The organism is Psychrobacter sp. P2G3, from assembly GCF_001593285.1.
Lineage (GTDB): Bacteria > Pseudomonadota > Gammaproteobacteria > Pseudomonadales > Moraxellaceae > Psychrobacter.
The window spans coordinates 3,100,035-3,124,308 of record NZ_CP012529.1 but is presented as its reverse complement, the minus strand read 5'-3'; the positions used below and the strand labels follow the sequence as shown (position 1 = coordinate 3,124,308).

24 protein-coding genes are annotated in these 24,274 nt (G+C 41.6%); 18 read left to right on the top strand and 6 right to left on the bottom strand.

Annotated features, from left to right (window positions below):
* Positions 1-466 precede the first annotated feature (466 nt).
* From AK823_RS12800 to AK823_RS12785, 4 genes are all read right to left on the bottom strand, one after another.
* On the bottom strand, positions 467-1,303 hold the full coding sequence (locus AK823_RS12800; RefSeq protein ID WP_068038394.1) for a metallophosphoesterase: 837 nt from the start codon (positions 1,301-1,303) through the stop codon (positions 467-469).
* 196 nt (positions 1,304-1,499) lie between these two features.
* A complete protein-coding gene (locus AK823_RS12795) occupies positions 1,500-2,303 on the bottom strand; it encodes a metal ABC transporter permease (protein ID WP_068329683.1) in 804 nt (267 codons plus the stop codon).
* Positions 2,304-2,379: 76 nt separating this feature from the next.
* On the bottom strand, positions 2,380-3,192 hold the full coding sequence (locus AK823_RS12790; protein WP_082785732.1) for a metal ABC transporter ATP-binding protein: 813 nt from the start codon (positions 3,190-3,192) through the stop codon (positions 2,380-2,382).
* Positions 3,193-3,254: 62 nt separating this feature from the next.
* On the bottom strand, positions 3,255-3,782 hold the full coding sequence (locus tag AK823_RS12785) for a transcriptional repressor (RefSeq protein ID WP_068329680.1): 528 nt from the start codon (positions 3,780-3,782) through the stop codon (positions 3,255-3,257).
* A 359-nt stretch (positions 3,783-4,141) separates the two neighbouring features.
* Here AK823_RS12785 and AK823_RS12780 point away from each other — a divergent pair, with 359 nt between their 5' ends.
* The 13 genes from AK823_RS12780 (at position 4,142) to AK823_RS12720 (ending at position 17,194) form a co-directional block, all read left to right on the top strand.
* A complete protein-coding gene (locus tag AK823_RS12780; RefSeq protein WP_227514079.1) occupies positions 4,142-4,933 on the top strand; it encodes a zinc ABC transporter substrate-binding protein in 792 nt (263 codons plus the stop codon).
* A gap of 286 nt (positions 4,934-5,219) precedes the next feature.
* Positions 5,220-5,618 (top strand): ATP synthase subunit I, encoded by a 399-nt coding sequence (locus AK823_RS12775; protein WP_068329677.1) that lies wholly within the window; start codon positions 5,220-5,222, stop codon positions 5,616-5,618.
* An 825-nt stretch (positions 5,619-6,443) separates the two neighbouring features.
* The gene (gene atpB / locus AK823_RS12770; RefSeq protein ID WP_068038382.1) at positions 6,444-7,313 is read left to right on the top strand and encodes a F0F1 ATP synthase subunit A; all 870 of its coding nucleotides are present in this window, start codon (positions 6,444-6,446) and stop codon (positions 7,311-7,313) included.
* 33 nt (positions 7,314-7,346) lie between these two features.
* Positions 7,347-7,595, top strand: a complete 249-nt coding sequence (gene atpE / locus AK823_RS12765; RefSeq protein ID WP_010197960.1) for a F0F1 ATP synthase subunit C — start codon at positions 7,347-7,349, stop codon at positions 7,593-7,595.
* Positions 7,596-7,712: 117 nt separating this feature from the next.
* Entirely contained in the window at positions 7,713-8,183 is a 471-nt protein-coding gene (locus AK823_RS12760; protein WP_068038378.1) for a F0F1 ATP synthase subunit B, read from the top strand.
* A gap of 13 nt (positions 8,184-8,196) precedes the next feature.
* Positions 8,197-8,820, top strand: coding sequence for a F0F1 ATP synthase subunit delta (locus tag AK823_RS12755; RefSeq protein ID WP_068038375.1), 624 nt, complete (start codon positions 8,197-8,199; stop codon positions 8,818-8,820).
* A gap of 92 nt (positions 8,821-8,912) precedes the next feature.
* Positions 8,913-10,457, top strand: coding sequence for a F0F1 ATP synthase subunit alpha (gene atpA / locus AK823_RS12750; protein ID WP_068038372.1), 1,545 nt, complete (start codon positions 8,913-8,915; stop codon positions 10,455-10,457).
* A gap of 218 nt (positions 10,458-10,675) precedes the next feature.
* The gene (gene atpG / locus AK823_RS12745; protein ID WP_068038369.1) at positions 10,676-11,557 is read left to right on the top strand and encodes a F0F1 ATP synthase subunit gamma; all 882 of its coding nucleotides are present in this window, start codon (positions 10,676-10,678) and stop codon (positions 11,555-11,557) included.
* A 38-nt stretch (positions 11,558-11,595) separates the two neighbouring features.
* Complete coding sequence (gene atpD / locus AK823_RS12740) at positions 11,596-13,029, top strand: F0F1 ATP synthase subunit beta (protein ID WP_068038365.1); 1,434 nt, start codon at positions 11,596-11,598, stop codon at positions 13,027-13,029.
* Between the two features lie 104 nt (positions 13,030-13,133).
* Entirely contained in the window at positions 13,134-13,550 is a 417-nt protein-coding gene (locus tag AK823_RS12735) for a F0F1 ATP synthase subunit epsilon (protein WP_068038362.1), read from the top strand.
* A gap of 539 nt (positions 13,551-14,089) precedes the next feature.
* The gene (locus AK823_RS12730) at positions 14,090-14,800 is read left to right on the top strand and encodes a response regulator (protein ID WP_068039516.1); all 711 of its coding nucleotides are present in this window, start codon (positions 14,090-14,092) and stop codon (positions 14,798-14,800) included.
* 324 nt (positions 14,801-15,124) lie between these two features.
* On the top strand, positions 15,125-16,813 hold the full coding sequence (locus AK823_RS12725) for an ATP-binding protein (protein ID WP_068329674.1): 1,689 nt from the start codon (positions 15,125-15,127) through the stop codon (positions 16,811-16,813).
* 201 nt (positions 16,814-17,014) lie between these two features.
* Entirely contained in the window at positions 17,015-17,194 is a 180-nt protein-coding gene (locus AK823_RS12720) for a hypothetical protein (RefSeq protein WP_068038356.1), read from the top strand.
* A gap of 46 nt (positions 17,195-17,240) precedes the next feature.
* Here AK823_RS12720 and AK823_RS12715 read toward each other — a convergent pair whose 3' ends face one another.
* Positions 17,241-18,710, bottom strand: coding sequence for an ATP-binding protein (locus tag AK823_RS12715; RefSeq protein ID WP_068329671.1), 1,470 nt, complete (start codon positions 18,708-18,710; stop codon positions 17,241-17,243).
* 253 nt (positions 18,711-18,963) lie between these two features.
* On the opposite strand from AK823_RS12715, the gene rpsP reads away from it, so the two are divergent.
* The 4 genes from rpsP (at position 18,964) to rplS (ending at position 21,372) form a co-directional block, all read left to right on the top strand.
* Positions 18,964-19,233, top strand: a complete 270-nt coding sequence (rpsP, locus tag AK823_RS12710; RefSeq protein ID WP_068038349.1) for a 30S ribosomal protein S16 — start codon at positions 18,964-18,966, stop codon at positions 19,231-19,233.
* 166 nt (positions 19,234-19,399) lie between these two features.
* Positions 19,400-19,933 carry a ribosome maturation factor RimM gene (rimM, locus tag AK823_RS12705; protein ID WP_068329669.1) on the top strand — a complete coding sequence of 178 codons (534 nt, stop codon included), beginning with the start codon at positions 19,400-19,402 and terminating at the stop codon, positions 19,931-19,933.
* Positions 19,934-19,996: 63 nt separating this feature from the next.
* Positions 19,997-20,791 (top strand): tRNA (guanosine(37)-N1)-methyltransferase TrmD, encoded by a 795-nt coding sequence (trmD, locus tag AK823_RS12700; protein ID WP_068038343.1) that lies wholly within the window; start codon positions 19,997-19,999, stop codon positions 20,789-20,791.
* A 161-nt stretch (positions 20,792-20,952) separates the two neighbouring features.
* Positions 20,953-21,372, top strand: a complete 420-nt coding sequence (rplS, locus tag AK823_RS12695; RefSeq protein ID WP_068038340.1) for a 50S ribosomal protein L19 — start codon at positions 20,953-20,955, stop codon at positions 21,370-21,372.
* A 194-nt stretch (positions 21,373-21,566) separates the two neighbouring features.
* Here rplS and AK823_RS12690 read toward each other — a convergent pair whose 3' ends face one another.
* On the bottom strand, positions 21,567-22,124 hold the full coding sequence (locus tag AK823_RS12690) for a DUF4442 domain-containing protein (RefSeq protein ID WP_082785731.1): 558 nt from the start codon (positions 22,122-22,124) through the stop codon (positions 21,567-21,569).
* Positions 22,125-22,621: 497 nt separating this feature from the next.
* On the opposite strand from AK823_RS12690, the gene AK823_RS12685 reads away from it, so the two are divergent.
* Positions 22,622-24,148, top strand: a complete 1,527-nt coding sequence (locus AK823_RS12685; protein ID WP_068329666.1) for a DUF3360 family protein — start codon at positions 22,622-22,624, stop codon at positions 24,146-24,148.
* Positions 24,149-24,274 lie beyond the last annotated feature (126 nt).

Below are 24,274 nucleotides of genomic sequence, written 5' to 3'. Positions count from 1 at the left end.
ATGGTAACGCAAGTATCACAGCTGATCTAATGGTACGGTGGTCTCAACATAATAATGGGTATAAAACCTTATTTATGAACGAGTACGCATCCTGTCATTGCTATTATCAACATTATCATCTAGGTATAAATAATAATGTTCATGAGTACATGGCCGATTGCGAAAACTTGGCTGGTGGTCGTCTTAGCTATCCTAGCCATTATAATCTGCCTAACGTGAGATGCTAGGCGCTCCTATTTCCATCTTATTTTGTAATGTCTATCTGGGTTGGCTCCATTTAACTTAATTAGGTCCCGCTAATACTCGCAGTATCATCTATTCTAGTATTATTGCCTAGTGTTATTTAACAAAAGCCTTGAACATTACTGTAATAAACAAGCGCTTTAAGTAACTAGAATACTTATGATAATGATAACTTTTGCATAGCGATACTATTTGAGTCAATTTGGGTCAATAAAACTGGCCGTCAAGTATCCAACCTTTTAACCCAGCTTGCAACCTGCCCATTGTTGGCTAATTGCAACCAACGGTAACCAGGTAGTGCACTTTTATCATAAGCAAAGTCATCTTCGTAAGGCTTAAACTGATAGCAGGTTGATGGGGTAGTATAGACGGTAACACCGTTATGATAGCGCACTTGATCTTGGTGAGTATGACCACTAATGATAACGCGCAGATGTGGAAATGCTGCCATCCGCTGCCAACAAGCAGATACATTGTCCGCGATGTGGGCATCTATCCATTCTGAATGCATAAGCATCACATGGTGATGTAATGCAATAAGTGCTGGCTTGTCACAAGCGCTTAGCTGCGCGCATAGCCAATCAATATCAGCATTAGTAACCTCACCTGCAACCTTGCCAGGAATCGCAGAATTTAGCAGTAGGATTTGCCAATAATCAGTACTGATAATATGGCGGCTAAGCAAACGCGCATCTGCAGGCTGAGGAACTAATTGACGCTGAAAATATGGTAACTCACCCCCAAGCTCATCGGTTACATCATGATTGCCAGCGATACAGGCAAAGGGAATATTGGTAGCGTGTAATACTTCAAATATATGATCGTAAATATCAGGTTTGACTTCATTAACCAAATCACCTGTCACTAAAATTAAATCGCAGCGAATATCCTCACTCAACGCTTGTTTTAAAACAGCTTCGAAACTACGTGTGCAGCAACATTTAGATGTTAAATTTTTGTCGATTACACCTTTTACTGTAGATAAGTGCATATCTGTAATCTGTAATACATTTATTTGACCATCTGAGCTGCTGATTTTACGAGCAGGATAGCTTGGCATAAGGTCATTCCCTTATTAAATCAAGACAATTAAAGATTAAGAAAAATTGCCGTAGAAGCTGATGCTAAAGCGAATTTATAGCACAAATGTTATAAAACCTCTAGCTTTAAATGCCAAATAAAGTTGATGGTTTTCTTCAGGTCCTGTCAAGCAATTTCATTATTTAACCCAGCTTAGCAGTTGATATGTAAAATGTTTAATGAGGCTGAGTCCAAATTTTAGATACGATCAGTGCACCAAAAAACAAAATAGCCAACACTAATACAATAGCAAGTCCAGTCTGTATATCAAGCCAAATACTACCCCAAACTCCTAGCGTCACGCCTACTTGTGCTACGATCAGCGCAAAGATTACCATCTGTCTAGGCGCCGCCGACCATAAACGTGCCGTTAATGCGGGCAACACCAATAAACCACTTATCAATAAACTACCCACTGCCTGCAACGCAATCGCACAGAAACCTGCTAATACACCCATAAAAAATAGGCGCTGCCGTGTCGGATTAATTCCTTGAATTCGGGCAAGCGCTTCATGAGTGGCTAGTTTTATTTGAGCAGGCCAGATATATGTTAAAAAACCCAATCCTACCAGCACACTGCCAGCGATTAGTGGTAAGTCAGCCCAATCAAGCTCAAGTAGATTACCGAACAAAAATCCTAATACATTCGCTTGTTGATCAGTAAGCTGGGTCAAGGTTAATAGCCCTAAGCACAACAGCGATACAGCTACCACTGCCAATACCGCATCAGTAGGTAGACGTTCATCGTCAATCAATACCAGTCCTAATACTACCACGACACTGACCAAGGCAACACCAATACCCATTGGCAGCTGCCACCAAACGGCAAGTGCAACTCCCAATAGTGTCCCATGAGCCAAGGCGTCGGCAAAAAACGCCATGCGTCGCCATAATACCAAGCAGCCAAGCGGTGCTGATAGTAGACCTAAAATACTGCCGGCAATCCAAGCAGGGGCAATGATGGCTAACCAGGCGGTCATAACTGATATCCGTTAATTTTTTTCATAAGAAAGGAGTCGTAAAAACTATTTTTAGTTTTGGCACGTTTAGTTTGGTCTATTGTAAATCATTCATTACGTGATGCTCACAAGCATGCGGCTTATGCACATAGGGCTGCTCATAATGATGACCAAACAACTTTTGAAATTCAGCAGTGATGGCAAGCTCGCTAGGTTGGCCTTCGCAGCAAATATGCTTGTTTAAACAAATCACCCGTCGGCTGCCTTTCATAACCCAATGTAGATCATGAGACACTACCAGCATCGCGCAACGTAAAAAATCTGGTAACTCATCAATAAACTGATATAGCCAAATCTCAGTGTCGGGATCTAACCCTTGCATTGGTTCATCTAAAATCAACAGATTAGGCTTATCTAATAAGGCTCGTGCCAATAATACGCGTTGGGTTTCACCGCCAGAGAGATGGAGCATTTGCCGTGATAATAAATGATTCAAAGACAAGTTATCGAAAATGAACTGGCGTTGCTCAGGCGTTAAACGTTTTTTATCTGCTTGTCCCAATAAGTCTTGTACTCGTAATGGCAAGATAGGAGGTACAGAAAACCGTTGCGGAACGTAACCCAGTTGTAGCGGCTGATGATCGGTAATCTTACCTTCAGTAGGTGTAATTAGCCCTAAAATAAGTTTAACCAACGTTGACTTTCCTGCACCATTTGGACCGATCAGGCTAACAGTTTCATTGACAGCAATATTGATATTAATATTTTGGACCAATCGTTGCTGTCCAATATGATAGCTAATATCATTCAAGGTAAGTAATGGTACGCCTTTATCAGCACTAGATGCAGATAGAGTGTCAGTACGTATATGAAGGGGTTTCTTATTAGAGGATTGCACTAAAATGCTCATAGGGTGACAGCCGATAAATTAATTAAAAAACGGAGTGGAAATCTAAAAATTGTATAAAGGCTTCATTGGCAAGCTTGGCAGCGTCCGCTAATTTCAATGACACTACGGGTAATAATAAACCCAGCGTCTTGCTCCGCAAAGCTCATCATCTCTTGCACCGGCAAGCTGCTACATTCTTGCACACGCTGGCACTGCTCACAGATTAAAAATGCTGCGGTATGTTGCGCACGTGGATGACAACAAGGGACATAGGCATTGATTGAAGTCAGTTGATGAATCAATCCTTCACTTAACAAAAACTCTAAACTTCGATAAACGGTTGGCGGGGCTACGTTTTTTTGCGCTTCCTCTTTATCACCCGCCGCGGTCGCTATAGTACGCATTTGCTGCAGCTTCGTGATTAAATCATAAGCACCTACTGGTTTATTAGTTTGCAATACCAGCGCATATATTTGCTGACGAAGCGGAGTAAAGCGTACGCCACGTAGTCGGCATTGTTCTTTAGCTGCTTCTAAACGCTCAGTGACATCACGCGGCGTAAAATACTGAACATCATGCAAATGCTCACAAGCGGATAAGGTAGAAGACATAGCATAGACTCCAAAAAACAATGATATAGCGTCCGACAGTATAAGCTAAAACATTCAAAAGGTTATTAATGACAAATATATTAGCCATTTTTATTGTTATAGTATAACATAATAAAATAGCGGCAGAAGATTATAATCTCCACACTGCTAATCTATTCATCTAAGTTCTATTTTCTAAATTATACTCATAGGACAAATGTCACATGCATCCTAATCACCAAAATCTCGTGAATATGGTCAAAAGAAGTAAGCATTCTCACAATAAGCTCAGTTGCTTATCTTTCGATGGAATACGGCGATTATTACGTCAGCCCAAACGGATGTTAACTGTATCTTTATTGTTCTTGAGCTCATTTATAATGACTGCACAAGCAGCAACGGTTAGTGTAAGCAACTATCCATTATTTTTATTAAGTAATGCAGTGACTGAGGGCGCGCCGTCTGCGCAGAGATTATTACAAGCAGGAGAGGTTGGACATCATGGTAGCATTAGCCCTGGGGATATTAAGGCAATTCAAGATAGTAAGTTTGTCGTATGGTTTGGCGAGCCCCTAGAAAACAATCTAGCATCCAGTTTGAATACTGCTCCTAATGCCATCTCTTTATTTGCTTTTGATGCTTTTAATCGCCATCCGTTGCGTGATGTCGAGGGCAAACCTATCGCTGGTACGTTGGATCCACATATTTGGCTAGATCCAGAAAATGCTAAGGCAATTACCCGTGCGCTTGCCGTCATTCACAGTCATGCGAATCCACAACACAAAAATCTATATCAAGCCAACGCAAAGAAATTTGCTCAACATATCGATAGGGCAGTAGCTTTGACAAAGTCAAATAGTCAAAAAACATATCCTTATTGGGCTTATCATGATGCTTATCAATATATTGAAAAAGCTTTGCAGTTAGAGCTTATTGGTAGCTTAAGTACGGATGATCATCTAGCGCCCAAAGCCAGTCAGCTACGTTGGCTTAATGAGCACCGTCCTGCTAAACGGATGTGTATGGTTAGTCCTAGCCGTCCTGCTAAAGGTTTGCTGGCCAAGCTTCAGCCAGTGGATACTACCGTACAAGCTGAAGATATGAGTGGTAGTAAAGACTTCGTCAGCGGCTGGACTAATATGGCTCAGCAGATACGAGATTGCATATCTTAGCAATTGATAGCACTCGGAGATTTCTGAAGGTTATAAAGGGTTTAGTTGGAATATTAAGTAATGGTTACTGGACTTATAGCTAATTAATTGGCAAATTAGCAGCTAAAGGCTTGATATTTGCTATATATAGCTTGCTAAATAATTAGTTGCTCCTTATAATAAGTGGCGTTTTATTTTGGTTAAAAGGTTACAGCTGTATAGTGAACCGTTCATAGTTAGGCATGCCATCTATATGCTGTTATGATCCAAATGCTGCGGTTATTATTCCAACGCTATAGGTAAGCTAATGACCAAACCTGCCAAACGCACGCAAAGAGATAAAATCGCTATCTACCTTAGGCGTCAGACATGGATACTATTGATCCTAATCATTGTCGCTTGGATTTTAGATACTAGCTGGCTACAAAGTCAGCTTATCGTAGCGAAGAGTACAGCCATTGGTGCGCTATTAAGCTTTGCTACTCAAGCTGTATTTGCTTTTTTTATCTTTTGGCACACGGGATATCGCGCGCGCCGAAATATTGTGAGCCAGCTATATCGAGGTCAGGCAGCCAAATGGCTACTGACAGTGTTTGGTTTCGCACTAATTTTTATTACCGTACAACCCCTATCTGCGCCTGCGCTGTTTATCGGTTTTATGGTAATGCAAATTAGTCACAGTTGGATGTTGTGGCACATACGCTAACGACAAGAAAAACAGTTGCTCAAAACAATTATCAAGCTCCTGTACTTGTTTAATATGATAGCAATGCTAACTATACAAGCATAACGTTATTAATAGCACGAAAAGTGTCATCCTGCCGTCTAACTTCTCTACGACTAAGTCGAAAATTAATAATAAATTTGTTTTTAGAATACTGTGAAATTACTATAAAGATAGTTGCTCAACATATTAAGAGTAAAGGTAAAGGTCGCAATATCAATTGCGTGAGGTAACTGTTAACTGATGCTTAAGCAGATGTTTAGTTACCAAGCATAATAATCAAGCGAAAATAATGTTTTACAATTTAATTATAGGCGCAAACCTATATTGTTAAACGCTACTAGCTGCTACCTTAGTTACACAGTAGACAAAAAACACATAATTGCCTTTACACGAATACTACGCTGCATTAAGATAGGCAGCTAATTATTTTGCTTAAACGTGCTGTATTAAGCACATATCTTGCGAACAAGATAACGGCAAACACTAATATTATAACTTTAATTATGTTTAAGTGCAGATGCTAAGGGCTAGTAATGAATCATCACAAGCCCTTTTTTGATAACTAAATTTTATTAAAGTTGGTCAAAAATCAGTATTTGCACGAGAAGTATGGGTTGGATGTTGTTGATTACATGAGAATATGAACGCAATTTATTTGCAGATAAGATGAATTTATAGTGGGCTATTGGCCGATTTAAAGGATTCAGTTAAATCTAAGCAAATATTGTTATTAGTATACTTATCAGATAACAACCGTATTCTTTGGTAGTTGATTAAATCGTTGATTAATAAGAAGCTTACATTATGGCAGCCGAGCAACAAACATCATCAGAATATATCTCTCACCACTTAACGAACTGGACGTACGGCTATCTGCCGGGCGAAGGTTGGAAAGTCGCCTATACTGCTGAAGAAGCGGGTTTGATGGGCTTTAAGGCTATCCATCTTGATTCTATGCTATGGTCAATTGGTCTGGGTATTTTATTTTGTGCCATCTTTTGGATGGTTGCCAAAAAAGTTACTTCAGGCGTGCCAAGCAAAACTCAGGCAGCGGTTGAGTTAATCGTTGAGTTTGTTGATAACAACGTCCGCGATTCGTACAGTGGTACTTCAAAATTGATCGCACCTTTGGCATTGACCATTTTTGTGTGGATCTTCTTGATGAACTTGATGGATTTATTGCCTATTGACTTTATTCCAAGTCTTGCTGGGCAGATTGGCGCCGCTATGGGTCATGATCCACATCATGTGTTCTTTAAGATTGTTCCAACAACCGATCCTAACATCACGCTTGGCATGTCGTTCTCTGTCTTTGTGTTGATTATCTTTTATAGTATTAAAGAAAAAGGTTTGGGCGGCTTTATCGGTGAGTTAACACTACATCCGTTTAGTACCAAAAACCCTATCTTACAAATTATTTTAATCCCCATCAACTTTATCTTAGAAGCTGTTACCTTAATTGCAAAGCCTGTTTCACTAGGTCTGCGTCTATTTGGTAACATGTATGCTGGGGAGTTGATTTTCATACTGATTGCTCTTATGCCGTTTTGGATTCAATGGGCGTTATCGGTACCGTGGGCTATCTTCCACATTTTGATTATTACACTTCAAGCGTTCGTATTTATGATGCTGACGATAGTTTACATGTCGCTTGCATCATCAACTGAACATTAATTAGACATTCAATAGGTAAATGAGGATACATCAATGGATCCAGTATTAGGTGGTTACACAGTTATCGCAGTAGCGTTACTTATCGGTCTTGGCGCACTTGGCACAGGTATTGGTTTTGCTATTTTAGGCGGCAAGTTCTTAGAAGGTGTTGCGCGTCAGCCAGAGCTTGGCTCACAATTGCAAACTCGTATGTTCATCGTAGCAGGTCTACTTGATGCTATTCCGATGATCGGTGTTGGTATTGCTATGCTATTGTTGTTCGCAAACCCTCTAGCAGGTTAATCAGAAAGCTCAGTTGTAAATGTTTGGTATTCGGAGTTTTTCTATCAAATATAGTCAAAATTTGACTGCCAAACATGATCAATGAAACTGATTTTTCATTAACAAAGAGGTGATCACGTGAATATCAATTCTACCCTCATCGGTCAAGCCATTGCTTTTGCAATATTTGTGATTTTTTGCATGAAATTCGTGTGGCCACCACTTATCGGTGCCATTAATGAGCGTCAGCGTAAAATTGCTGAAGGCTTGAATGCCGCAGAAAAAGCAAAAGCAGATTTGGCTACCGCGGAGCAAGATGTACAGCAGGAGCTTGATCTTGCAAAGACTAAAGCTGCGGCTTTGATCGAGCAAGCAAATAAAAGCGCCAATCAGCTCGTCGAAGATGCTAAATCGCAAGCCCAAATGGAAGGCGAGCGCATTCGTCAACAAGCGCAAGCGTCTATCGACCAAGAAATCAATCAAGCGCGCGAATCATTGCGTGCCCAAGTTGCTGAACTGGCTGTACTTGGTGCAGAGAAGATTTTGCAAGAAAAAGTCGATGTGCAAAAACATGCCAGTATGTTAGACCAACTGGCGGCGAAGCTGTAATTGTGAGGATATAATGGCTGACTTATCAACCTTAGCACGACCGTACGCTAAAGCCGCGTTTGACTATGCCAATGAACACGGAGTGGTCAATGAATGGGAAGACTTCTTATTCATTGCCAGTACGATTGTCAATGACAAATCGTTCCAACCGTTGCTAGACAATCCAGCCGTTTCTGCTGAGCATAAGTCAGCTGCTTTGGTCGATCTTTATGATACACAAGTAGCTAGCGCTAGTGATTCTGCTTTTAAGCAGTTGTTAGGTGAGACCCAAGGGCATCGCCATGACAGTAACGCCAGCTATCCAAAAGTATCAATAGCGCTTAGCAACTTCGTTAATCAGTTATCAGAACAAGAGCGTCTGGCACTGCTTCCTGAAGTTTATGAGCATTATCGCCGTCACAAGGCTTTAAGCTTAAAGCAGCTTGACGCATATGTGACTTCTGCCTATCCATTGACCGACGCACAGCGTGAGCTGTTGGAAACACGTCTTGCTGCCTCGCTAAATGCTAGTGTAGTAATTCATGAAGCGGTTGATCCTAGTCTTTTGGCAGGCGCTACGATCAAAATTGGTGATAAAATCATCGATGATTCTATGCGTGGCAAGTTACAACAGTTAAAAACACAGCTAACTGCCTAATGCCATTCGTCGGCGCAGTTGAATAAAAACTGCGTGATATAAGAGCATTTAAGTCAGTGGGCGGGTTATCATAAATTAAAGGAAACAAGGCAATGCAACAATTGAATCCAGCGGAAATCAGTAACCTGATTAAGCAGCGTATTCAAGACCTTGATGCGGGTGCAACTGCAAAGAATGAAGGCACGATTGTCAAAGTATCTGACGGTATCGTGCAGATTCATGGTCTTGAAGATGCCATGTACGGCGAAATGATTGAGTTTGAAGGCGAAATCTACGGAATGGCTCTTAACTTAGAGCGTGATTCTGTTGGCGCGGTAGTACTTGGTGATTACCTAAAGCTGCAAGAAGGTCAAAAAGCCTATTGTACTGGTCGTATTCTTGAAGTACCGGTAGGTCCTGAGCTGCTAGGCCGTGTTGTTGACGCCTTGGGTAATCCTATTGATGGTAAAGGTCCTATCGATGCTAAGATGACTGACAAAGTCGAAAAAATCGCTCCAGGCGTTATCGACCGTCAATCAGTAGATCAACCAGTAATGACTGGTTATAAAGCCGTTGATACCATGATCCCAATTGGTCGTGGTCAGCGTGAGCTTATCATTGGTGATCGTCAGACGGGTAAAACCGCTATGGCTATCGATGCAATCATTGCACAGAAATCATCTGGTATTAAGTGTGTATACGTGGCCATCGGTCAGAAGCGTTCTACGATCGCTAACGTTGTACGTAAGCTTGAGCAAACTGGCGCACTTGAATACACTACGGTAGTAGTTGCTTCAGCTTCAGAGCCAGCAGCACTACAGTATATCGCACCGTACTCAGGTTGTACGATGGGCGAGTACTTCCGTGACCGCGGTGAAGACGCACTAATTGTATTTGATGATTTATCAAAACAAGCCGTCGCTTATCGTCAGATTTCACTATTGTTACGTCGTCCGCCAGGTCGTGAAGCTTATCCAGGGGACGTATTCTATTTACATTCACGTCTACTTGAGCGTGCATCACGTGTAAACGCGGCTTATGTAGAGAAATTCACTAACGGTGAAGTAGTTGGTAAAACTGGTTCGTTAACCGCATTACCGATTATTGAAACTCAAGCTGGTGACGTATCTGCATTCGTACCAACCAACGTAATTTCAATTACTGATGGTCAGATTTTCTTAGAATCTAGCTTATTTAACTCAGGTATTCGTCCAGCAGTAAACGCTGGTATTTCGGTATCTCGTGTTGGTGGTGCTGCTCAGACTAAGATTATCAAAAAGCTATCTGGTGGTATCCGTACTGCACTAGCTCAGTATCGTGAACTAGCCGCTTTTGCTCAGTTTGCATCAGATCTTGATGATGCGACTCGCGAACAGCTTGATCATGGTGAGCGTGTTACTGAACTTATGAAGCAAAAACAGTATCAGCCAATGTCTGTTGCTGAACAAGCAGCTGTTATCTATGCTTCAAACGAAGGATTCTTAGCAGATGTACCAGTTGAAAAAATTGGTTCTTTTGAAGAAGCTTACTTACGTTATATGCATGATGAGCAAAGTGAATTGATGCGTGAGATTGATGATACTGCGAACTACAATGATGACATCGCAGGTCGTTTAAAGTCAGCTTTAGAGACCTTTAAACAAAATCACAGTTATTAATTTAACGGGTTAAGCCGAATTGGTTATAGCTGTAGTTTATAGCTTGATAAAGTGGCGCGTTGTCTGAATAGATATTTGCGCCACTGTTCTAACCATTGACGGTATTAGATCGCGCAATGCTACAAGAATGAAAAACATTATTCTGCAAGTTTAATTTTTTATATTAATTGATTGTTGCATGCGCCAATGCTTTTTAACCCTCTTATATTGGAATCATTATGGCAAGCTTAAAAGAGATACGTGCCAAAGTCACCAGTATTAAAAGCACCCAAAAAATTACTCGTGCCATGCAAATGGTAGCGGCGAGTAAAATGCGCCGTGCTCAAGAGCGCATGGAAGTGGGTCGCCCGTATGCTGATAGTATGCGCCGGGTTATTTCACATTTGGTGCATGCTTCATCAGACTATAAACATCCGTACATGGTATCGCGTCCAGTAGATAAGGTTGGCTACATCGTCATCACATCCGATCGCGGACTTGCGGGTGGTTTGAATATTAACCTATTCAAAGCATTATCTAAAAGTATTCAGAACTATCAAGATCAGTCAGTTCAAGCTGAATTTGCCGTTATTGGTGCTAAAGGTGTTAGCTTTTTTAAGAGCTTTGGCGGTAAAGTAACTTCTGCAGTAACTGACTATGGCGATAAGCCGACCTTTGAGCAAATAAACTCACCGGTTCAAGCTATGCTTGATGACTATAGTAACGGTAAAATAGACCGTATCTATGTCGTATATAACAAGTTCGTCAATGCCATGACTCAAAAGCCAACTGTTAATCAACTGGTACCTTTGCCAGAGGGTTCATTTAGCGATGAAGAAAGCGGTATGCAGACGGAACTTAGCTGGGATTATATCTACGAGCCTGATATCAAAACTTTGATTGATGACTTACTTGGGCGCTATATCGAATCGATTGTGTACCAAGCGGTAATGGAAAATATTGCCTCTGAACAGTCGTCACGTATGGTGGCTATGAAAGCGGCAACAGATAATGCTGGTGACCTAATTAACGATTTACAGTTGGTTTATAACAAGCTGCGTCAAGCGGCGATTACCCGAGAAATCTCGGAAATCGTTGGCGGTGCTGCTGCTGTTTCATAATTGACTACACCTATATATAGAAGTTCAAGGAGAACGCAATGAGTAGCGGTCGTATTGTACAGATTATTGGCGCGGTTCTTGACGTTGAGTTCAACCGTAACGAAGTTCCTCAGATTTATGATGCCTTGCAAGTAGACGGTACCGAAACCACCCTAGAAGTGCAGCAACAGCTAGGTGATGGCATTGTACGTACTATTGCCATGGGATCAACCGAAGGTCTAAAGCGTAACCTATCTGTTACCAACACTGGTGCACCTATTGCTGTGCCTGTTGGTATCGGTACGCTTGGTCGCATTATGGATGTTCTTGGTCGTCCTATCGATGAAGAAGGTCCTGTAGAGGCTGACGAAAAATGGTCTATCCACCGTGAAGCACCAAGCTACGCGGATCAGTCAAACAGCACTGAGCTGTTAGAGACTGGTATTAAAGTTATCGATCTACTTTGCCCGTTTGCGAAAGGTGGTAAAGTTGGTCTGTTTGGTGGTGCTGGTGTTGGTAAAACCGTCAACATGATGGAATTGATCAATAACATCGCCCTTAAACATGAAGGTCTGTCAGTATTTGCTGGCGTTGGTGAGCGTACGCGTGAAGGGAATGACTTCTATCACGAAATGCAAGAAGCTGGCGTTGTAAATACTGAAGACTTTAGCAAATCTAAAGTTGCGATGGTATATGGTCAGATGAATGAGCCACCAGGTAACCGTCTACGTGTTGCACTGTCTGGTTTGACCATGGCTGAGTACTTCCGTGATACCAAAGATCCTGAAACTGGTAAAGGTCGTGACGTACTATTATTCGTTGATAACATTTATCGCTATACACTAGCCGGTACTGAAGTATCAGCATTGTTAGGTCGTATGCCATCAGCAGTTGGTTATCAGCCAACACTCGCTGAAGAGATGGGTATGCTACAAGAGCGTATTACTTCAACGCAGTCAGGTTCTATTACTTCAGTTCAAGCCGTATATGTTCCTGCGGATGATTTGACGGATCCATCACCAGCAACGACGTTTGCTCACTTGGATGCGACTGTTGTACTAAGCCGTGATATCGCTTCACAAGGTATCTATCCTGCGGTTGATCCATTGGATTCAACCTCGCGTCAGCTAGATCCATTAGTAATTGGCGAAGAGCATTATAATGTTGCTCGTGGCGTACAGGAAATCTTGCAGCGCTATAGAGAGCTAAAAGACATCATTGCCATCTTAGGTATGGATGAGTTATCAGAAGAAGATAAGCTAGTCGTTTATCGTTCGCGTAAGATTCAGCGCTTCTTATCACAGCCATTCCACGTTGCCGAAGTCTTTACTGGTGCTCCTGGTAAATATGTACCACTACGCGATACCATTGCTAGCTTTAAAGCAATTATTGCTGGTGAGTATGATGATCTACCAGAACAAGCATTCTATATGGCTGGTGGCATCGACGAAGTAGTTGCTAAAGCAGAAAAAATGAAATCTTCTGCAGCGTAATTTGTATCAGTAGTCGCTAACGAGTAGATAGATTATAATTATGATGTCTACTCGTCAGTAATGCATCGCAGTTTTGATTGTGTTTTGAACGTAAGGAATTAGGTATGGCAACGTTACAATGTCGCGTCGTAAGTGCCCGTGAAGAGTTATATTCAGGCGAAATAAGTATGTTAATCGCTAGCGGTAGCGAAGGCGAAATTGGTGTGTTGCCAGGCCACACACCACTTATTACTTTGCTAAAACCTGGCCCGATGCGAGTGCAAACGCCTAACGGTGAAGAAGAAGTCATTTACGTATCAGGTGGTGTGTTAGAAGTACAACCAAAAATGGTTACGGTGTTAGCCGATACAGCGATGCGTGCACATAACCTTGACGAAAGTAAAATCGTTGAAGCACGTAAGAAAGCTGAACAGATGCTCGTTAACCAGTCTGATACTGTCCAAACCAATGCAGCATTAGCTTCATTAGCAGAGTCAGTTGCACAGTTACAGACTATCCGCAAATATAAAAACCGTGCTTAAGGTTGTTTGAAAATACTTCACTTTAACGCTAATTAATGTATTATAAAAACAGTCCTTTAAGGGCTGTTTTTTTTGCTGCAAGAAAAGTGCTAATGATTATAATCAGCAATAACGTAAAGACTGTTTAGAGCTTAAATGTTTACTTTTATCAAAGTAACTAACGAACTTATTAAGTTCGATATACTAGCTACATCTAAGCCACTAGCAGTAATGGTTATATTTAGTTATATTATGAGTAGTGAGCTTTAATAGTCACTGAACAATTTTTCTATAATATTTGATTTATAGCTAGTTAGGGCTATAGTTAATCATAGTAGTAATTAAAAACTTAAAATTACTGGACGTTGACTAAAATTTTAGGATATCTTCTTTATAGGTTTTGTTAACGACAATAAGCTATAGTATAGGAAGCTGACTATTTGATAGTATACTGTCCTACCACGTTTGCACCATCCATAAGAACATCAATTGTTCCATTTTATTGTGCTACTAAATTCCCTGCTATTAATTTTTATACATTAGAGGATACAACAATGACAATGACTGAAGAAGACAACACCCCCCGAATTTTGATTGTTGAGGATGATGAGCGTCTGGCTATGTTGACCCAAGATTATTTGGTCAAGAATGGTTTAGAAGTAGCCATTGAAACTGATGGTAATCGCGCCATTCGTCGTATCGTCAATGAACAACCAGATTTAGTGGTACTTGATGTCATGCTTCCTGGTAGTGATGGTCTGACCGTTTGTCGTGAAGTGCGTCCACATTATCAAAACCCAATTCTGATGCTGACGGCACGTACAGAAGATATGGATCAGGTGTTAGGTCTTGAGATGGGTGCTGATGATTACGTTGCTAAGCCAGCTCAACCACGTGTGCTGTTAGCACGTATCCGTGCTTTGCTACGTCGCTCTGAAAATGCACCATCAGAAGATGTACCACAGCGTCTTGAGTTTGGTGAATTGGTCATCGATAATGGTGGTCGCTCTGTGACACTAGGTGATGAGTTGGTTGACTTTACCAGTGCTGAATATGATCTATTATGGTTACTTGCGTCTAATGCTGGTCGCATTCTGTCACGCGAAGATATCTTTGAGCGTCTGCGTGGTATCGAATATGATGGTCAAGATCGCTCTATCGATGTGCGTATCTCACGTATTCGTCCTAAAATTGGTGATGATCCAGAAAATCCAAAACGTATTAAGACGGTACGCAGTAAAGGCTATCTGTTCGTTAAAGAAGGCAACTAAGCTTACTTTTATCTAGGCAATGACTTGTCGTTGCGATCAGATTAATAAAAAACCAGCGCTCTGCTGGTTTTTTTGTGGCTAAATTTTAAGTTTTTAAACTTAAGAGAAGCGTTATGTGGTTTAATTAAGCGATAATTATGGACGCTAGCTGAATATATACTGTACAGATATGGTTTTAGCCAGTTTTCGCATGTAGTTTATCGCATTAAAATATAGCAGTGAAATATATAACTCAAGATTCTATCTTATTAAACAGTGCTTAATGTCATTCACAATACAGAGTGGTATTAGCAGTTACTATTCAACGGTTTGGTCACGGCACGTATGTCATTAGTCTCTTCTCTAAAGCACAGTATTTTTGTTCGAATTTATGCCGGACTGTTGATAGTCTGCCTCTGTGTAGCCTTATTTGCCCAGTTATTGATGGATACTATCAATAAGGAACGAGTACAGTCATATCGTGAAAATATGGCCACAGGGGCTTTTTATTTGGTCAGTGAAGGCATAGGACGTCAAATAAGCGAGACTCAACGCGAGTATTGGTTATCAGATGCCAGTAGTCTGTTTGGTTCGACTTTTCGTATTGTACCTATAAATGAGATTGACTTCAGCTCAAGCGAGCTGCGCCGTTTTGACAATGGTGACACGGTGGTGCGCTATATTAATCAGCCTACCTATGCCGATGTCTATCACCGTCTGCCAGATGGCAACAGCGTATTAACAGTCAGAATATCGCAGGTCACAGAACAACAAGTACGTGCCATGGCAGTATTTTTACTAGATGACTTGTCCTACTATACGACATTGTCGGCTAAGCGCACACGTCTAAAAGAATTAGAAGAGAAATTTTCTTTTCCATTGGAGCTTAAAGGTGTCAATGCGTTAGGTTTAGATAATGATCAGATGGCGCGTTTACGTCGTGATGAAGTGGTTATATTATTTCAAGATAGTAGCACTAGCCGAGGTAACTCAGCCATTAGAATCATTGTACCTTCCGAAATCAATGACATGGCTATTGTAATGGGTCCTGTCCCTCTATTTAACTGGTTCCCATTAAATCTAATTATCAGTATGGTTCTGATCAGCATGTTCTTGATTAGCCTAGGTGTTTATGCGTTGATTTTCCCACTTGAACGTAAGTTGCAGCTGATTCAAGTAGGGGTTAACGAAGTCAGCCAAGGCAATCTTGATATTCAGGTACAGGTCATTGGACAAGATGAAATTGCGCGTTTATCTGCGACATTTAATGCCATGACAGAACACATTAAACGCTTGATTGAATCGCAGCGCGAGTTGACGCGCGCGGTATCGCATGAATTACGTACCCCCGTTGCCCGTATTCGCTTTGCTGTAGATATGCTTGCTGATACAGATGATGAAGACTCACGCCATATGCAGCGTGACTATATTGATGAAGATATCGAAGCACTTAACGGACTAATTGACGAGATTTTGACTTATGCAAAGCTTGAGGAAGGTTCGCCAAAGTTAGATTTAGAGCCAGTAAATCTTAAGGAACTCATTGAACAGGTAGTGCGTGAAACCAACGCTTTAGGTAAATCTATCGAAATCGTTGGGCAGCCACCTAGTGCGAAAGTGACAGCGATAGCGGATCGACGTTATTTACACCGTGTTATTCAAAACCTTGCTGGTAATGCGTTGCGCTATGCAGAAACCACTATAATTATCAGTGCTGGTGTCAAAAAGGGTAATGCTTTCGTGAGTGTTGAAGATGATGGCCATGGCATTGCTGAAGCTGATCGCGAAAAGGTCTTTATTCCATTTTCACGTTTAGACGATAGTCGTACCCGAGCATCAGGTGGTTATGGGCTAGGACTGTCTATCGTGTCGCGCATTGCGTTTTGGTTCAATGGTAGTATGAAAGTAGATGAGAGTGATGATCTGGGTGGCGCAAGATTTGTCATGACATGGCCTATCAAGCCATTAACACAAGTTCTAGCCGCTGATGAGTTGACTCAAGAAAAAAGCAACCGTGATTTTGATAATGAGTGACCTAGCAGTTATGCTAACTAGCAAATGGCCAACACAATAAAATGCTGTTAATTAAAAGTACTATTTAGCATGGTTGATTGAGTTGACCGCATGAGATACTAATAGAAGCAATATGTCATACGGTAATGAGCTAATAATCATATTTACGGTAATACTATATTTATCATTATTTTGAATACAAGGTTTAAAAGGAGATTGAGGATGCCTTATTTATTTGGTGGTTTAGTGCTATTGAATGCATTAATGCTTGGTTACTACTTGTTTGTACAACAACCAACTGCTACCGAAAGTCTACAAGCGGCGCAAGCTGAGCTGACACACCCTATGACATTTACTAATAGTGCTAAGCATATACCACCATTGATTGGTACTAAAGAATAATACTCTCTTCAAACAGTTTTTCTATGGTCTTCTTTAGCTAATACCATCAGTAGTCCTCACCATTAACAGCATTGTCTGGCTTAGGAAGCTTATTAGCGACGGTCTCTTCACCAGCAACTTTAGATAGAAGAGGGATGCGGACACAAACTTGTAGGCCACCATCTGGATGATTGATGGCTTCTACAGTACCATGATGTAGGCGTGCGATACGACTAACAATAGCTAGACCAAGCCCGCTACCTTGAGTAGTACGTGCTGTCTCACCTCGTTCAAATGGCTGCATAATACGCTCTAACTGATCTTCTGCGACACCATCACCACAGTCGCGCACACATATCATCAATTGCTCTTGAGCTTCTTCATTAACCTTGCTCTCCGTGACTATATCAGTATCTTCTGTAACTACTGCCTCTATAAAAGTCGGTACGACCGTGGCTGATAGATAGATCGGCGGTTTACCATAACGATTGGCATTGTTCACAAGGTTAATAACCAAGCGTTTGATCGACAGGGGCCGTATCGGTACGGCTTTCTGAAGTTCTGATTGGTAAACAAACTTCATAGGCGCAAACTGCACCATAATCTCATTAAATATAGCGTCTAGATTGGTCAGGTGCACAGGCTCATCAGAGCCATCTTTCATAAAAGATATAAACTGCTCCAAAATTGCATCCATATCTTCAATATCGTAAATCAACCCTTCACGGAAAAAGTCATCTGGCAGCATCTCGGCTGTTAAGCGCATGCGTGTCAGCGGGGTGCGCAGGTCATGTGAGATACCAGCAAGCATGATAGTCCGCTCTTTTTGCGCTTGATTAAGTGTGGTAAACAGTCGATTAAATGCCATATTAACTTGTCGAATCTCGGTAGGACCTGCGCGCGTGGGCAAGGTAGTCGCATGACCAAGACTGATATAATTGGTTGCAGCACGTTGTAAATGACGAAGGGGACGGTTTAATTGACGCGCTAATAAGATAATCGTCAGTAGGGTCAAAATAGGTAGTCCTAATAAAAATAGGGCTAACAATGTTGGACTGTATTGCGAATAATAGACGACTGGTTCACGAATCCAAAAACTTTGATTACGGCTATCTTGTACCCACAGTTGAGGTGTGGGCTTAAATTTGAAATAAACTTCGACAGGTCGTCCTAATTGTGCGCCAATTTCACGTTGTAAAACGTCTGTAAATACTCCTACAAAGGCTTTATCTTCAACCTGCGGAAAATCACTAGGATTATCAATCACTACTACGTGCGAATTCTTATAGACCCACTGTTGCATTTTTGGGTTATCTCGCCAATCTTCTCTGACACTATTCATTAAGCGCAGCTCACTCGTTAGGTAGCGAGCGTGGTTTTTGAGCTCTGGCAGATACAGACTGCGCCAAAAAAACCAAATTGACAGACCGACACTGATGATTACTATGAAAGCGACCATTAAAGTCGTCAGCCAAGTACTAGAGTATGAATGGGGCAGCCAAGCAATTCGACGCAAACGAGGAGTTGGATTGATCATAAGAATCTATAGCTCTTGCAAGAATGCAATAAAGTATAGTGCAATAATGACTCAGGTGCTATGGGATTACTATCGTTAAATGCTGGATATTGGCTACTTTATCAACGAATAATGCCTAACATAATGGGATTGCAAATGGTATTTAAGCTATTGTAATAATAGTGATTAAATAAACACAGTTTATGTTTTCAATAAAACAAGACTGTGATATAATTATGCCCTTTTTGGTATACCTGCGAAAGAGAGAATTCACATGGTTGTTATTCGTTTAGCACGGGGCGGTGCCAAGAAACGCCCATTTTATCAAGTAGTTGTTGCTGATCAACGCCGCGCGCGTGACGGTCGCTATATTGAAAACATCGGCTTTTTTAACCCACTCGCTAAAGAGTCTGAAGAAGCAGTACGCCTAAACATGGAAGCGTACAATGCGTGGATCGCTAAAGGTGCACAACCTTCAGATCGCGTTGCTTCATTAGTAAAAGCTTACAACAAGTCTGCAGCTCAAACTGAAGCAACTGCTTAAGTTTTGGTTGTTGAGTACTAATAGCGTATTTTACGTTATTTAGTCTACTTTAGAATACATAGCGTAACTGGTTTTTACTGGTGTACGCCATTAACTGTTTTTACTATTTAGTTCGGTTGTTTTTATATCGACAATCGCTGTTTTACTCATTGTTAGGTTAGCCGTTATGTCATCTGTTCCAGACGTCAGCACTCTTATGAAGATCGGCCAGCTTAAAAGGCCTTACGGTATTAAAGGCTGGCTATGGGTGTTTAGTGACACTGATCAGCATGAGGCAATATTTGGCATGCAGCCGTGGTGGATTAAAACTGCCACTGGTATGAAGCCGTTGACTGTTAGCAAGTGGCGTCAGCAAGGTACAGGACTTGTGGCTCAGTTCGAGCAAGTTCCTGACCGTAATATTGCTGAAACCATGAACGGTGTTGCGATCTGGGTCGCTAAAGACTCACTGCCTGAAGCTTCTGAAGACGAGTTTTTTTGGTCGGATTTGGTTGGGCTGAGAGTTTTGAATGAGCAAGATGAGTATCTTGGTAATATTGCTGAGATGTTTGAAACCGGCGCTCATGACATTATGCGTGTAGCGGCAAAATCAGACAGCTTAGATAATGAAGAGCGCCTGATACCATGGCATACACAAACTGTCATAAAGGTCGATATGACCGATAAAGCAGTTTATGTCGCATGGCCAAGCGATTATTGATTTAATCTTAATAGAATTGAATTAACAATATATTCATACAGTCGTTATTTAAGCAGAGGTCAGATGTATTTCGCTGTGATTAGTATTTTCCCTGAGATGTTTGCTACGATTCGTGATTTTGGTATTACGGGACGAGCAGTGACTCAGGAGCAGGTCACAATTGAATGCATTAATCCACGCGACTATACCACGGATAATTACCGCCGTATTGATGAACGTCCTTATGGCGGTGGACCTGGTATGGTGATGATGGCAGAGCCATTGTCGCAAGCTATTGAAGATGCTCGATTGCGCGCTAGTCAACATGGCTGCCGTATCGATAAAGCGCATTGTCCGGTGATTTATATGTCGCCACAAGGACAAACGCTGAGCGAGAGTAGTGTGGTCAGTATGGCTGAGTATGATGGCATGATTTTATTATGTGGTCGTTACGAAGGCATTGATGAGCGCCTACTATCGCAGTATGTTGATATGGAAGTGTCGATTGGAGACTATGTGCTAAGTGGTGGCGAGCTGCCAGCGATGGTATTAATGGATAGTGTAATACGTCGTCTACCCGATACAATGGGTGATGACAAGTCAGCTGAACAAGACTCGTTTGTCGATGGTTTGCTTGATTGTCCACACTATACTAAGCCGCATGAGTTTGCCGGTATGGCAGTACCTGAGGTATTGCTATCTGGCCACCATGCTAACATCGCTAAGTGGCGCTTTAGTCAACAGGTCGAACGTACCAAAGTGCGACGACCAGACTTATGGCAAGTGTTTACACCAAGCGCGCAACAAGCTGCATGGCTAAAAGCACTAGCAAAAAAGAATAGTTCAAAAACAGTTAATACTGAGAATCTTGATCAATAATAAAACAGGCCATACGATAATGGCCGTTTTTCAGACCCCATTTATGTTGTGTCTGTTATTAATATAAATCAATACAAACTATTAATAATAGGCACGATTAATTATTACAAACAGGTGATATGCGTTAAGCCTCTATTATCTAATGTGAGGAGATAACTCTCATGAGCAACAAGCATCCATTGGTTCAGGTCATCGAAAACGCTCAATTGCTTGAGCGCCCAAACTTTGCACCCGGCGATACCGTTGTGGTACAAGTAAAAGTACGTGAAGGCGAACGTGAGCGTTTACAGGCTTTTGAAGGCGTTGTAATTGCTAAGCGTAACCGTGGTCTAAACTCAGCGTTTACCGTACGTAAAATTTCAAGCGGCGTTGGTGTTGAGCGTGCATTCCAATTGCATTCACCAATCATCGATAGCATTGAAGTGAAACGCCGCGGTGCTGTTCGCCGTGCGAAACTATACTACTTACGTGAACGTTCTGGTAAATCAGCACGTATCCGCGAAAAGCTGGTTGCACGTCCAACTCAGAAAAAAACTGATGCAGGCGTACCTAGTGCAGTTGAGACTGCACCTGGTATCTAAGTTTAAGCATTGCGCTTAAGCTTGCTGTAGTTGATGAACCGTCTATAGTACGGTACGCAACCAAGCAAAAGTAGATACAAGCCCTTATTCATAGGTTTATCATATAAATAAGTAGGCGTACCAAAAAAGACAAAACCCCAATCTGTGCAGATGCCAGATTGGGGTTTTTGTTTGTATAGCTTTAAGTTTTAAACTTAGAAGTCAATGTTATCTATACGGTTGCTTTGGTCTTTAGACTTGCTGTGCTTACGCAAACGAATGTAAATCGTTTTAGTAACGGTAGCAATAATTTTTTGCTGACTATCAACAATATCCGTTTTATATTCGCGGAATACTGGTTCACCATCTTTTGCTAAATCTTGAATAGTGGCAATTTCTGTACTGGGAATTTTCATGCGGGTAGTAACTTTACTATTACCGGGTGCAATGAACTCAATATATGAGCTTTTATCCCATACCACATAAGTACTGCCCAATTGATGCATAAGCATTAGCATATAAAAAGGGTCGACCATTGAATACAAGCTACCACCGAATTGCGTACCAACGATGTTTTTATTCAGACTGTTAAGACCCATACTTACTACGCACAAACCTTGATCCAAATCGACATGCTCGACCTTAATACCAGCACCGACATAAGGCGCATAAGTATTAATACGCAGCTTGAGTAAATGCGGCGTTAGTAGGGGCATAATATTCTTTTTAGTTTTGCGTCTTAAGTTCTCTAAATTCTTGGGTAGGAAGCTCATACTGTTATCCTTCTGTCTTTCGATAATCAAGCCTGATATATAAATCGGAATGCTAATAGAGTAGACGGTGAATTAATATCTAGTGAGATCTGTAACAATCTTCAAGTGTGGGCGCATCTATACTTATTATTCCTATTCTATTGAGCACTGGCTGACGAAAAGATATCCATCATAATCAAAAATAAAAATCGTCACCAGTCTTAAAGCGTAACGAGTGTTAAACATTTAATAATATTAATACTTTATTAAATGTTTAACTGACTTTCAATATGTGTAAAAGTCTTTTAATTAGCGTAAGAATGCTCCCAGCATGGTTTTAATTATGAGTTAGATATTGATAAATGTATGACAGTTTTAGCTCCGAAACTCGCAATCTTTGTCTTGATAGCATACAATGGCTGCCAATTTGTGTTGGGCAGCTTATTTTTTGTACAACTTCGGGCAAATAAGTCGTCATTTATAAAAAATCGAATCCTCAGTCAGCATAAGGAGATGTGATGAGTAGTAACAAGATCCCCGCTTCAGGGTCTAATCCGCAGCAGTCAAATTCATCCCATTACGATAACGAATTGCAAGGTAGCTATGCTGATTTGCATCAGCCGAACTCAAGCTTTGATAGCCGTGATGATTATCTAAATCATGAACTACAAATTATGCAGCCAAAGCGCTGGCGTGCCAATTTACCGTTCCGTGATTATCGTTTTGAATATGAAGATACTATTCCAGCAATGGCAGCGACAATTGGTAAAGTCGTTATGGTCGGCGCTATTGCAGCAACTTTTGCAGGACCACTTGGTCTAAGTGATGCTTTTGTTCTAGAAAACGTCCGTTATGAGCTGTTAATTGTCTCGTTTTTTGTCATCTTATTCTCAGGCTTCCTGCTACCGACTGCCAACCTTGCTGGTACGCATGGTCCGCTTATTCCACTTATTCCTATTGTTGTTGCCGCTGGTGGTCATCCAATGGCCTTTGGTCTACTTATTGGTGCCTTTGGTTTATTGCTGGCAATCAGTAAAGGGGGGAGTTTGCTGGCAAACTTGACCAGTAAAGGCGTGTGCGGTGGGTTGCTGCTTTATTTGGGCTTTATTGGCACCATCTCACAAGTCAAAAACCTGTTTGCTTGGGCAGAAGGCATTGGCATGGCGCATATCGCCTTTGTGGTCATTCTATTGACGATTATACTTTATGCCGTGTTAGAGAATTTCCAAAAGCGTTGGCTGGCTGTGCCGCTTAGCTGCTTATTAGGTGGTGGCGTGGCATTTGCTATGGGTGCACCCTTTGCCTTTGAAACTGCACCTGGCTTGCCAAATATGAATCCGATGTATTGGTGGGGTGAAGATACAGGTTGGATGCTAGGTCTGCCAACGGTTGAGAGCTTCGTTGTGGTGCTACCATTTGCGGTTTTGGCAGTAGCCATGTGGTCACCAGACTTCTTAGGTCATCAAGTCTTCCAAAAAATAAGCTATCCAAAACGCACTGAGCGTGTACTGATGGATATCGATGATACGATGACCAGTGCCTCCATTCGTCAGGTGGCAGGCTCAGTATTGGGCGGTGCAAACTTTGCGTCATCATGGGGTACATATATTGTGCCAGCAGCGATTGCCAAGCGTCCTATTCCAGCAGGTGCTGTATTAACGGGGTTGTTCTGTCTCATTACAGGTATCTGGGGCTACCCGATGGATTTGGCCATTTGGGAGCCAGTAATGTGTGTGGCGCTAATTGTCGGCGTTTTTATTCCGCTACTTGAGGCAGGCATGGAGATGACACGCGAAGGAAAAACCACGCAGTCTGCAGCGATTGTGGTATTTGCATCGGCACTGGTGAATCCTGCTTTTGGGTGGTCGATTACACTTGTACTTGATAACTTAGGCTTAATTGGGTCTAAAGAGCGTAGTGCTAATCTGTCGAAGATGAGCCGCTGGATTATCCCTGTTGTCACTTTTGTGATATTAACTGGGGTTATGGCTATTGTAGGTATGTTGCCGGGTATCCCAGCATTGCTACCGAACTTCCGTCATTAATAGGGTTTTATTCTATATAAGCTACACAAACAACATTTTAATCATTAGAAAAAGTCGGCTAGGTGCTGGCTTTTTTTCTGTCTGACGTTACACTGATAGTTACCTTGCAAAACTTTCGCTATCGCC